We start from the raw sequence: 12,831 nt of genomic DNA on the forward strand, positions 1-12,831 counted from the left end.
TCCTCCTTTAATCCTACATTAGTATAGCCAATAATTATTCAGAAAAGAAATCAACTTCCATTTTCATAAAAAAATCTTTTCATAGAAATAAATAAAAGGAGGAATACTCCTCCTTTTATTTATTATAGCAAATATCGTTTATTAATAACTACCTGTATTCACTTTTTGTGGGCGACTAACAGGCTCTGTTATTTTTTCTCCCTTGTCATCAAGCACATCTGTCTTCCCGTTTACTTGCACAACTACTTTTTTAACGTCTTTTTGCTCAGTCAATGATAAGACAAGTGACTTTAATGTATGCTCTGAAATTTTACCTTTTGACGTAATATTTTCGTTAAAGTTCAATGTAACAACACCATCTTTCAGCTGTGGTGCTCCTAGCAACTTCACATCTTCTTCTAAATCACTCACTAACTCTGATTGGACATCTTCTCCCTTAATTAATTCATTTACTGCAGCTGTTAGCATATCCGTTCCATCGATTGGAGCACGACGAGTTACTGGAACATAATATACCCCTCCTGCATTTTCCGATAAGAAATACACAACAACAGGTCTCGTATTCATTACATCTGTCGTATTACTATAATCAAAGTTAATGCCATTCGCTCTCGTCAATCCGTCTCCAATCGGACTCTTCGCTACTGGCATAACAGCTAAGTTAGAACCATTTACTTGGAACTTCACCTTCTTCACATTCTCAAATTGCGTTAACGTCCAAGTGACAGCTTGAAGGATTTTCGCTTCATCTTCTGCTTTATATTTTTGGAATTCTGGATTGAAGTCAATTGTCGCCACTTCCTTCTCCACTTTCACTTTCATCTCTGTTCCCGCTGGCAAAACTGCGCGGAAGCCATTCGGAAGTACATTTGCAACTGGTCCATCTTCTACTAAGTATTGAAGAACTTGATCAACCGTTGCCTTTTCCTTTGGAATTGCAACTGTTTGTGGTACAACATAACCGTGTTTATCAATTAAATAAATTTCTGTCCCATTTGTTATAGCTTCTTTATTCTCTTTGCTTTCTTCCTTACCTTCTTCTTTCTTCGCTTCTTGCGCTGGTTGTTTCTCACCGTTTAAGTCTTTTCCGACTTGATCATAGTTAATACCACAAGCTGATAATAATCCCCCACATAATAAAACAACACATCCAAGAATGAATGATTTTTTCTGTTTCATCCAAAACCCTCCTACCCATGTTTGTACTACTATGTATACGAGCTAACTTGTACTTTAGACCAAACATAAAAAAACTTTTTTCAGCATATATCCTCTCTATTCTAGCGACGTATCGTACATATACATAACAAAATGGGTATAGCCACCGGCTATACCCATTACAATGAAATCTGCTGTACATTATTAATTTGCTTACCAAATAGATGGGAAGCAATGATTCTAAATGTTTCTGTATCACCTGTCGTGAAGAATTGATGTTCGTTCTTTTCTTTTCCTTTGTTCAGCATACTACTATGGTGTAAGATTGTACTCACTTCTCGTGCTGTTTCATCACCCGAACTAATAAGTTTCACTTGCTGTCCCATTATTTCTTGAATAACCGGGCTTAGTAGTGGATAATGTGTACAGCCAAGAATAAGCGTATCAATATTCGTTCGTTTTAACGGCTCTAACGTCTCTCTTACTACCTCATATGCTTTTGATGATTCGAACTCAAACTTTTCTACTAACGGTACGAAAGGTGGACATGCTAGACTTTCTACCTTTGTATCTTGATTAATTTCTTTTAACGCATTCTCATACGCATTGCTTTTAATTGTCGCGATCGTACCAATAATACCAACATGATAATTATTTGTTACTTTAATTGCTGTACGTGCACCAGGATGGATAACACCAATAACAGGAATAGAAAGCTTCTCTCGCATTTCTTCTAGTACAACCGACGTTGCAGTATTACACGCAATTACTAACAATTTAATATTTTTATCTAATAAATAGTTCGTCATTTCCCATGTGAACTGACGAATTTCTTCTACACTTCGTGGCCCATATGGGCATCTTGCTGCATCGCCTAAATAAATGATTTCTTCTTTCGGTGATTGACGCATAATTTCTTTCGCTACAGTCAATCCACCAACTCCTGAATCAATGACACCGATTGGTCTATTCAAAAGATCGCCCCATTTTTCTGATATAAATTGTCTATGTAAGTCATACTGTCTTAAGATTGACCCTAACTATAAATTATCCTCCTGTTCATCTGAAAAATCAATGTAAAATAAATCCTAATCAAAAATAAATAACCAGCCCTCTAAAGGACACTGGTTATCTTCATAACGTTATTTGCTGGACGTGATGAATCTTTTTACGGAATAAATAAGAACCAATTGCTCGGAAAGCAGTTGGATCACCCGTTGTTAAATAAAGAGGTTCTCGCTTCGCCTTCCCGTTGTTCAACATGCGATTATGATACAAAATTGTACTCACTTCCCGAGCCGTTTCATCTGCCGAACAAATCAATTGAATGTGTTGCCCTACAACTTCTTGAATAATTGGGCGTATGAGAGGATAATGCGTACACCCTAAAATAAGCGTATCCATTTGAGATTGTTCAAACGGAGTTAACGATTCTTTGACAACCGAATATGCCTCATCCGTCAAAAATTGTAGAGTCTCTACTAACGTAACAAACTTAGGACATGCCACACTCTGTATCATTACTTCACTATTAATTTCCTTCAATGATTCTTCATACGCCTTACTATTTATCGTTGCAATCGTACCAATTACACCAACTTGATAATTATTCGTCACTTTAAGAGCTGTTCTTGCTCCAGGGTGAATAACTCCAATCACTGGTATGGGCAACTTCTCACTTAACTCCTTCAAAACGACAGAAGATGCTGTATTACATGCAACAACTAATACTTTAATATCCTTCTTCATTAAATAATTCGTCATCTCCCACGTAAATTGACGAATTTCTTGAACTGGCCTCGATCCATATGGACAGCGCGCTGTATCTCCTACATATATAATTTCTTCCTTCGGTAATTGCCGTATAATTTCTTTCACTACTGTTAACCCGCCAACTCCTGAATCAATTACACCAATTGGTCTATCCACAAGATCGCCCCATTTTCGAGAATATTTTCTTATGTATATTACACAGTAAGCTACTCATTTCCTTCTTATTTAAAACAACCGACTTTCCTCTTTACACGAAAGAAAGCCGGTTGAATACTATAACTCGAGTTCTCCCATTCGAAGTAACTCAACTACTGCTTGTGAGCGCCCCTTTACTCCAAGCTTTTGCATCGCATTTGAGATATGATTTCTTACTGTCTTCTCGCTAATAAACAACTCACTCGCGATTTCTTTCGTTGTCTTATCTTGAACTAACAACTCAAATACTTCCCTTTCTCGTTTTGTGAGCAACGGCTTTGATTGAAAATTATTTTCCTCCAAAAGTGTGAACCCTCCTTGCTTAAGCAAGAGCTGCCGTTCAGATGGGTATATATTTAGTCAATTTAGTTTATGAAACCTTATGCTCTGTGGTGCATAAAAGCTATCGAGAATAATGGGAAGTTTTTTATTCTTAGTTCATTAAATAAAACGAGCAGTATTTACCCGTAAGATAAAAAATAAATCTCCCTTTATAAAAAAGAGAGATTCAATGGTATTTTACTGCGTTGGTGGTTGTTTAAATAAGTCTTTTGCTTCTCCAATCTTTTCTTGTACAGCACCTTTAACTTGTTGCCACTTACCTTCCAACTCTGTACTACTATCACTCGTTAACTGACCAACGACTTCTTTTGCCTTCCCTTTTACTTGTTCCGCAATACCTTGTACTTTATCATCATTCTTAATCCGTTCGAACGTATCCGCCATTTGATCCGCTACTTGATCCACTTTATCCATGAAATTATTTGTTCCTATATCCTTATGCATAGCAAAAACTCCTTTGTGAGAATATATACATATCCTCCCACATAAAAAAACTTTTATGTACAGCATGATAAATAAGTCTTTATAAATCGTAATTATTATTATTTACAAATCGTAACCGTTACGATATAATAACAGACAAATAGTATAAGAGAGAGGAATACAACACATGAATAAAAAAATAATTGGCATGTTTGCATTACTGTTTGTAATGGCTACATTCTTTACAGCATGCTCAGATACAGAGAAAACAAGTGGTAATACGGATAAAGTAACAGTCTATACTACCATTTTCCCACTTGAAGATTTAACAAACAAAATTGGTGGAGATTTTGTAGAAGTGAAATCTGTATATCCACCAGGAGCTGACTCACACACATACGAGCCTACACAAAAAACAATGGTAGACATCGCAAAGAGCGACTTGTTCATTTATAACGGTGCAGGAATGGAAGGATTTGCAGATAAAGTAACAGATATCTTAAAAAACGAAGATACAAAAGTAATCGTTGCTTCTGACGGTGTTGATTTATTAAAATCTTCTGATCACCATCATGGTCATGAACACGGAGAAGAAGGTCATGACCACAATCATGGTAAAGAAGAAGAGAAAGAGGAACACAACCATGATCACGGAGATGTTGATCCACACCTTTGGTTCGATCCAGTTGCAATGCAAAAAGTAGCTGAAAACATTAAAAACGGCTTAGTAGCTGCAATGCCTAGCCAAGAAGAAACGTTCAACAAAAACTACGAAGATGTATTAGCGAAATTACAGAAGTTAGATGCAGACTACAAAGCAATGGTAGATAGCGCAGCACACAAAGAAATTTTAGTATCTCATGCTGCATACGGCTACTATGAAAAACGCTATGGTATTAAGCAAATTCCAATCACAGGTATTTCCGCTTCACAAGAACCTTCACAAAAACAACTTACAGAAATCGTACAACTCGCAAAAGAACATCAGCTTGATACGATTTTATTCGAAACACTTGCAACACCGAAAGTCGCAGAAGTCGTGAAGAAAGAAATTGGTGCAGATAGCTTAACGCTTAATCATATCGCCACTATTTTAGAGGAAGATAAAAAGAATAATAAAGATTACTTCTCTCTCATGTATGAGAATTTAGAGATATTAAAGAAAGCAATGAACTAACCCCAATAGTTTTATACAGAGAAGCCTGTGTTGACGACAACACAGGCTTCTTTCTTTTATCCTGATATTTCTGCTGTAGGTGGCTTTTTGTATCGGCGTACTGCAAAAAGTACTGCTGCTGCCCATAACACTACGATTGCACCATATATATATGGATGGCTACTTGCAGGCGCGCCCCATGCTTTTAATAGCGTACGAGCATTCGTTAAAATAATTAACCCACCAACAAGTACTCCAAGCAGGTGCGAAGGGATAATACGTACAAGCCATGCTGCAATCGGCGCCGCTACTACTCCCCCTATCATTAACGCGAATACCCATTGCCACTGAACTTGCTCCCACCCTAGTGAAATAAGGAAACCTAATGTTGCCGACACTGCAATCGCAAATTCAGACGTATCAACTGTACCAATTACTTTACGTGTTTCAATCCCTTTATTCGTTAATAATACCGGCGTTGCAATCGGTCCCCAACCACCTCCACCAGTCGCATCAAAGAAGCCAGCTACCGCCCCTAACGGGATAAGTTGCTTATTTGATAACTCCTTTTTCTTTACTTCTTTTCCAGGTTGATAAAGGAATAAAAAACGAATAATAATATAAATTCCTAATGACAATAAAAATAGCGAAATATATGGCTTTACTAAATCGCCAGGAAGATTACTTAAGAAGCATGCCCCTACAAATGCTCCAATAGAACCAGGAATAATTAATCTCACAACCATTTTGCGATCCACGTTCCCGAACTTCCAATGCGACGCACCTGATGCCGCAGTTGTTACGACTTCGGCTAAATGTACAGAAGCAGACGCTGCCGCCGGAGCAACGCCAAATGACAGTAATAATGTTGTTGACGTTACCCCATACGCCATTCCTAACGAGCCATCAATCAATTGCGCGAGAAAACCAACCAAGATAAATATAATCAACTTATTCATTTCAGTTTACACTCCCTTTTTATAAAAACGTATTGAAGTTATTTTAATTCACACAATACCAACCTGTAAAGTATGAATTGATGAAAAAAATAAAAAAGTTCAGTGCTCAAGCACTGAACTTTCAACATTTACTTATTACTTACAATGCTCGTGTATGAGCGAACTGTTAACACATAATATCCTAAATAAATAAAGCAATAAATAACTGAGCTAATTAAAATAGGCGTGACATCTGATAACCCGAAGATTACTTTCGCCGTATTTAAAGCAAACAGACTGTGTAAGACCGCAACTAACAGCGGTGCAACGAATATAAATGCAATTTGCTTTCCAATTGATTTTTTCATTTCTTTTCTTGTTACACCAATCTTACGTAATACTTCGTAACTTCCTTTGTCCATCTCTGCTTCTGATAATTGTTTGAAGTAAATAATCGAACCTGTCGCTAATAAGAATACTAAACCAAGGAATGAACCGATAAAGATCATTAGACCTGAACCTTCAAGACCTTCACGATACATTGAATAGAAGTCTATTACCTCTACGCCCGTTAGCGTTTCTTTCATCTCTTTCGTTAAATCGGCACTTTCTTTTTGATTATCTACTTTAATGATACGGTGTGCCTCTTGTGTCCCTGTTTTTGTAGCTTCTGTATACATAGTATCTGGTAAAACAACAAGCATTGACATAAACTGAGGACCCGGTAAGACTGCTTGCTCCTTACGAATCATTTGCTTATGTTCCTTGCCATTTAACGTAAATACTGCAGCATGCCCTTCATAACTGAAATCAAATTCCTTGAATGCCTTTTCCATTTCTTCATTTAATTTAGGCTGTTCAGCTTTCACTAATACTGCTTCATTGTCTGATAATGAAGGCATATCTGTTATATCTAGTTTTTTGGCAATACGTTTATATTCACTCTGTGAAATAACATTAATTGTACGTTTATCTGCATGGGGATCGACCATGTTTATCTCTTCTGGAGATTTAATATCCCCTTTAATATTCATACTGTTAATAGATAAATCAGCTTTAACCGGATGCTTGTCCTTGTATTTCGCTAATACATCATCTACAGCCTTTTCATGTTTCACTTCTGTTGTCTTATAAGCATAACTTGTCGGCATACTCATTTCTACCATTTGACCTACGTTGAAATAAAGAGAAACAGAAATACCAATTGCACAAATTGTCACTGCACAAAGCGTTGCAATAGTCGCTAATGATGTTGCGTTTCCTTTAATACGGTATAGTAACTGTGATGTGCTAACCATATTCATACCATTGTAGAAGCTTCCTTTACGATTTCGCATGTAACGAAGAAGCATAACCGTTGAAAAATGGAACAGGATAAACGTCCCACCAACTGTTGTTACTAAAATAAGAATGGCTAACGTTAAAGGATCAAGACTTTTCGCTAACGATATAAAGTTATATGCGCAGTAATAACCAATCCCTACAGAGCTAAGACCAATAATCGCAAGTACAATTGAACCTTTTGGAATGGATTCCCCTTGCTTCTCTGCTTGGAATAATTCAATTAATTTAAAGCGATAAATTAAAAGATACCCTTGGAAAGACGTATATAAAATAATACAGAAAAATACTAATACTGTATTAAGAACCGCTTCAATTGGAACTTCAAATGAAATAGCTAAGTCAACTCCCATTAAGTTTAATAACAACTTAATGAATAACGTAGATAGTCCAGAACCGATGACGATACCAATTGCTAATGCAATGAATCCCATTAATAAATTTTCATAGCATAACATTTTTGCTATTTGACGTTTTTGTACCCCTAACAGTGAATATAATCCAACTTCTTTCTTACGCTTTCTTGTAAAGAAACCATTTGAATAGATAATAAATATTGCAACAAATAGGATTAATAAGATACTAGATGTCGTAAAAGCACCCGATATTTTCTTTGATCCTTCCGCCGCCTTCTCAATTTGAGAATTATACTGAATCGCTTTAAATGTATAGTAAATTACAATACTAAAGATCATGGAGAAGAAATAGAGGAAGTAACTTTTCATGTTACGCTTCATATTTCTTAATGCTAACTTAGATAGCGTCATCCTTATTTCCTCCAATCTCTCCTAGCACAGCTAAAATTTCATTAAAGAATTGCTTACGTGTTAATCCATCTTTATACATCTCTTTAAATAACGTACCGTCTTTAATGAAGATAATTCGTTCACAATAGCTTGCTGCAAACGCATCGTGCGTTACCATAACAATTGTAGAGTCGTCTTGTTCATTTAATGCTTTTAACGAGTCTAATAAGTCTGTTGCAGATTTTGAATCTAAAGCACCTGTTGGTTCATCACCAAAAATAAGACTTGGTTTTGTAACAAGCGCACGTGATGCTGCACAGCGCTGTTTCTGTCCACCAGAAATTTGGTATGGATATTTTTCTAACATTCCTTCAATACCAAACTTCGTTGCAATTTCTTCTACACGACGGTTAATTTCCCTTACTTTCACTTTCGATAACGCTAACGGTAATGCAATGTTTTCTCGTACCGTTAATGAATCAAGTAAATTATAATCTTGGAAGATAAACCCTAACTTTTCACGGCGGAAAGTTGCTAACTGTGCTTCTTTCATCTTCACAATACTTTGTCCATCAATTAAAATATCACCATCTGTTGCTGTATCAATTGTAGAAATAATATTAAGAAGTGTTGTTTTCCCTGCTCCTGAAGGACCCATTACTCCAACAAATTCTCCTTCACTCACTTGTAAATCAACATTATTTAAAGCTATATACTCATTCCCTTTTTTTCCGTATGTTTTCGAAACACCTTTTACGTCTAATACGTAGTTCATTTCTTTTCCTCACTTTCGTTATACGCAATTTCTTTGATGCCTTTATTGTAGGACAAAGAGTACATTGCCCCCATCTATTAACCTTACAGCTACATTACAATGTTGTAAGGTTGTTATATCTTTTCTTATATTCCCCACCTATAACGAAAAAGACGCCCCTCATTGTGAGAAGCGCCTTCTTCGTTTATTATTTAGCAAATTGCTGTAATACATTTTTCACTTTTACAGTTGGACTAACATTTTTACCTTTCGTATCTTCGATCATCATTGATACTAATACATTCGGTTTCGTTACGGAATAACCAACGAATAAACTATTTTCTTTGCCGTCTTCATTCGCTGACTTTTTCAGTTCAGCAGTACCCGTTTTCCCTGCAATATTTAATCCTTCTACTTTCGCTGCTTTACCTGTACCTTCGCTTTCATTCACAACACCTAACAATCCTTTTTGGATAACATTTCTTGCATCTGCTGATACAACATCTGTTTTCCATGTACCTTTTTCAGTGTTTTGGAATAAAACTGGCTTCGGAATATTCCCTTCATTCACATAAGGTGTATATGTTAATGCTAAGTGTAATGTCGTCATTAACACTTCCCCTTGACCATATGCTGTATCTGCTAATTGTTTCTCATTTTTGATTCCATCGTTTGCTAATTGAGATGCTTCAATACCGTATTCGAAATCAAATTCCTCTCCAAATCCGAATTTCTTCGCTTCGGTTTCAAACGTTTCTGTCCCTAACTCAAGTGCTTTTTGTGCGAAGTAAATGTTGTCCGAGTATACAAGGGCTTTATGCAGGTTCACACTGCTTATGTCTGATACACGCGTAACAGCATCACTTCCCCACGAACTACCTTTTGTCCATTTGTAACCTGAGATAGCTACCTCTTTGTTCGGGTCCAGCTTACCTGCATCTAACGCAATCGCTGATGTAATTGGTTTGAATACAGACCCTGGTACATATGCATGTGCAAAGCGATTAAAGAATGGTTTTCGTTCATCCTTTGCTAACTCTTCTTGATACACTTTACGAGAACCTCGTAATAACTTATTTGGATCATATGCAGGGCTACTAACAAGCGCTAACACTTCACCTGTCGTTGGGTGCATTGCCGTAGTTGAACTAGCGTCATTTTGCACTTCTTTGTAAATAGCAGACTGCATTTGTCCATCAAGTGTAAGGTGTAAGTCTTCTCCAGGTTGCGCTTTACGTTCGATAAGTGTATGCTTCACTTTCTTATCTGCACCGACAATTTGAATCTTACCACCGTTTTGCCCTCGTAATTTCTCTTCCGCAAGTTGCTCTAATCCTGCCTTACCAATTGTATCCGTAGCAACATATCCTTTTCCTGCATTCTTCTCTAATTCTTCTTTCGTAATGTCACCAATATATCCAACAACATGTGCCGCGGCCTCTTCAAGCGGATATGTACGTACTTTTACAGTATTTGCTTTCACCCCTGGTGTTTGGATATATGTATCTACTGACTCACCAAGTGGAATAATCATAAATGGAACGAACGAATCTTCTTTCACCCATTTTTGATCTAATTTCTTCTGTACATCCTCGACAGACATATTAAATAACTTCGCTACATTCGTAAGGTCGCTTCCTACTTTTCCAGGCACAAGACCTAACTCATACGCTTCTTGATTCACAGCTAACTCTTTATTATTGCGATCATAAATTTGACCACGCACTGCTTTCTCTGACTTAACTGATATTGTGTCACCATCTGCCATCTCCGGGAAAATAAGCGATGGACTCCATTCTACAAGCCACTTCGCTTCTTTCTTTTCTCCTTCTTTGACAAGCTTCGCACTATGTTTATACGAATACTCGCCAACGACCGTATCCATCTTCACTTCGTATCCATATTCATTTTTTTCTTCATTCTTATCATCCGTCGCTTGAATCTTTATGTTACTTGCTCCGACACCTGAGAAAATTTTCTCATATTTCGTTACAAACTCATCTTTCGAAATTTTTCCTTGCGCGTCACTAGAAAGCAAAGCATACATATCTTCATACTTTCCTTCTTCCCATTTTGCAAGGTAGTCAGCCATCGCATCTTCTGGTTTCGCCTCTTTGCCACACCCTGTTACAAGTAGCATAAGCACAAACCCTACTACCATTACTAGCTTCTTTTTCAACAATATCCCCCTCTTTCTCCCTCTATTATACTAAACATTGGAAAATATGGACAGGAAAGATGGCATGTTGCACTCTTTTTCACAATTAGTCATAATAACTAAGTAATACTACGTATATTTTTTCAAAGAAAAGAGGAACACCATGTATAAAATTATGATTGTAGAAGATGATCAAAGTATTGCAACACTCCTTAGCTCTCATATCGAGAAATATGGGTATGAAGCGATTGCTGTAGATAATTTCGAAACGGTATTTGAACAATTTGAACAACAAGCTCCTCATCTTGTTTTATTGGACGTTAACTTACCAAAATTTGATGGCTACTATTGGTGCCGTAAAATACGTCAAATATCCACATGCCCAATTATCTTTATTTCAGCCCGTGCTGGTGAAATGGAGCAAGTAATGGCCATTGAAAGTGGTGCTGATGATTATATTACAAAACCATTCTACTACGATGTAGTGATGGCAAAAGTAAAGAGTCAATTACGACGTGTCTATGGAAGTTATGCACCAAGTATGGACGAGCGCCTTGTTGAACTAGAAGGATTAAAGCTATACCCTGAACGACCAGAATTACACTTCCGTGACGAACAAATTTTATTAACAAAAAAAGAAGCAATTCTAGTGGAAGCTTTGCTATCGAAATATCCTAAAACAGCAACACGTGACGCCTTACTATCAAAGTTATGGGACGATGAAAGTTTTGTAGAAGAAAACACGTTAAATGTAAATATTGCGCGCCTTCGCAAAAAATTCACAGATTTAGGAATGGAAGAAGCAATTGAGACTGTTCGCGGCCTTGGCTACCGATTAAACGTGACATGGAGAAGCTAACAGATGAGACTATTTATTCGTGACCATCTATCTTTTTTTGCTTTATATGTATGTAACTTTGGATTGTTATTTGTTCTCTACCATATAATTGATGGATTCCGCACAAATGTTATGTACTTTTTAGTTGTAAGTTTCTTTCTCTTTACATGTTTTCTTACATACCGATACATGAGCAATCGTCGTATGTATCAAATCCTTTCAAATGAACCAACCCGACCAGAAGATATATTGCTTCGCTATTCATATACACCATTATCAACAAGCTTTGAACAATTATTAAAGCAACAATATCGTCTCTTCCAACAAGAGATACAAGAGTATGAGATTAGGCAAGACGAACACCAAATGTTTATTAATCAATGGGTTCATCAAATGAAGACTCCTTTATCCGTTATCCAACTCATTCTTCAAGAACATGAAGATGAACCACACATAGAGAAAATGAAGCAAGAAGTAGAGAAATTACATAATGGCTTGAATACAGCATTATATATGGCCCGCCTTGATACATTCCATCATGATTTTCGAGCTGAATCCGTTCTAGTAAAACCACTAGTCAAAAAGAATATTAACGAGCTAAAAGAACTTTTCATTCGAAAACGAGTATTCCCGAGTATTGATATTGCCGATGACTTAACTGTACCATCGGACGCAAAATGGTTAACATTTATTATTCATCAACTACTAACAAATGCAATTCGTTACTCAGGAGAAGGAAATAAAAAAGTATATATACGTGCCTATCCGTACCGTGAGCACACTGTACTCGAAGTACGAGATGAAGGAGTTGGTATTCCAAAAGCGGATATTAACCGGGTGTTTGATCCTTTTTACACAGGTGAGAATGGGAGGCGTTTTGGAGAGTCAACTGGAATGGGGCTCTATATTATTAAAAGTGTCTGTGAAAAATTAGGACATCAAATCGAATTAACATCTAAAATTGGAGAAGGTACAACTGTGAAAATTACTTTTTACTAATGATAACTAC

12 protein-coding genes are annotated in these 12,831 nt (G+C 36.8%); 3 read left to right on the forward strand and 9 right to left on the reverse strand.

The annotated features are described in order from the left end of the window. Window positions 1–141 precede the first annotated feature (141 nt). The 5 genes from IEV41_RS13585 to IEV41_RS13605 form a co-directional block, all read right to left on the reverse strand. Complete coding sequence (locus IEV41_RS13585; protein ID WP_188389047.1) at window positions 142–1,179, reverse strand: GerMN domain-containing protein; 1,038 nt, start codon at window positions 1,177–1,179, stop codon at window positions 142–144. 158 nt (window positions 1,180–1,337) lie between these two features. Further along, window positions 1,338–2,132, reverse strand: a complete 795-nt coding sequence (gene racE, locus IEV41_RS13590; protein WP_188389048.1) for a glutamate racemase — start codon at window positions 2,130–2,132, stop codon at window positions 1,338–1,340. 160 nt (window positions 2,133–2,292) lie between these two features. After that, complete coding sequence (gene racE, locus IEV41_RS13595) at window positions 2,293–3,087, reverse strand: glutamate racemase (RefSeq protein WP_188389049.1); 795 nt, start codon at window positions 3,085–3,087, stop codon at window positions 2,293–2,295. A 117-nt stretch (window positions 3,088–3,204) separates the two neighbouring features. Continuing rightward, window positions 3,205–3,429, reverse strand: coding sequence for a spore germination transcription factor GerE (gerE, locus tag IEV41_RS13600; protein WP_188389050.1), 225 nt, complete (start codon window positions 3,427–3,429; stop codon window positions 3,205–3,207). Window positions 3,430–3,645: 216 nt separating this feature from the next. After that, entirely contained in the window at window positions 3,646–3,912 is a 267-nt protein-coding gene (locus IEV41_RS13605; protein ID WP_229722244.1) for a CsbD family protein, read from the reverse strand. Between the two features lie 166 nt (window positions 3,913–4,078). Between IEV41_RS13605 and IEV41_RS13610 the strand changes: the two genes are divergently transcribed. After that, the gene (locus IEV41_RS13610) at window positions 4,079–5,068 is read left to right on the forward strand and encodes a metal ABC transporter substrate-binding protein (RefSeq protein ID WP_188389051.1); all 990 of its coding nucleotides are present in this window, start codon (window positions 4,079–4,081) and stop codon (window positions 5,066–5,068) included. 56 nt (window positions 5,069–5,124) lie between these two features. Here IEV41_RS13610 and IEV41_RS13615 read toward each other — a convergent pair whose 3' ends face one another. The 4 genes from IEV41_RS13615 to IEV41_RS13630 form a co-directional block, all read right to left on the reverse strand. Beyond that, a complete protein-coding gene (locus IEV41_RS13615) occupies window positions 5,125–6,006 on the reverse strand; it encodes a sulfite exporter TauE/SafE family protein (RefSeq protein WP_188389052.1) in 882 nt (293 codons plus the stop codon). Between the two features lie 128 nt (window positions 6,007–6,134). After that, entirely contained in the window at window positions 6,135–8,093 is a 1,959-nt protein-coding gene (locus tag IEV41_RS13620) for an ABC transporter permease (protein ID WP_188389053.1), read from the reverse strand. Then, window positions 8,080–8,847, reverse strand: coding sequence for an ABC transporter ATP-binding protein (locus IEV41_RS13625; RefSeq protein ID WP_188389054.1), 768 nt, complete (start codon window positions 8,845–8,847; stop codon window positions 8,080–8,082). Before IEV41_RS13625 ends, IEV41_RS13620 begins: the two co-directional genes overlap by 14 nt. A gap of 187 nt (window positions 8,848–9,034) precedes the next feature. Further along, on the reverse strand, window positions 9,035–11,005 hold the full coding sequence (locus IEV41_RS13630; protein WP_188389055.1) for a penicillin-binding transpeptidase domain-containing protein: 1,971 nt from the start codon (window positions 11,003–11,005) through the stop codon (window positions 9,035–9,037). Between the two features lie 142 nt (window positions 11,006–11,147). Between IEV41_RS13630 and IEV41_RS13635 the strand changes: the two genes are divergently transcribed. After that, window positions 11,148–11,843: a response regulator transcription factor gene (locus IEV41_RS13635; protein ID WP_188389056.1), complete on the forward strand. Its 696-nt coding sequence runs from the start codon at window positions 11,148–11,150 to the stop codon at window positions 11,841–11,843. A gap of 3 nt (window positions 11,844–11,846) precedes the next feature. Beyond that, complete coding sequence (locus IEV41_RS13640; RefSeq protein ID WP_188389057.1) at window positions 11,847–12,821, forward strand: sensor histidine kinase; 975 nt, start codon at window positions 11,847–11,849, stop codon at window positions 12,819–12,821. Window positions 12,822–12,831: the final 10 nt, after the last annotated feature.

It is taken from the genome of Priestia taiwanensis, from assembly GCF_014638355.1.
GTDB lineage: Bacteria > Bacillota > Bacilli > Bacillales > Bacillaceae_G > Priestia_D > Priestia_D taiwanensis.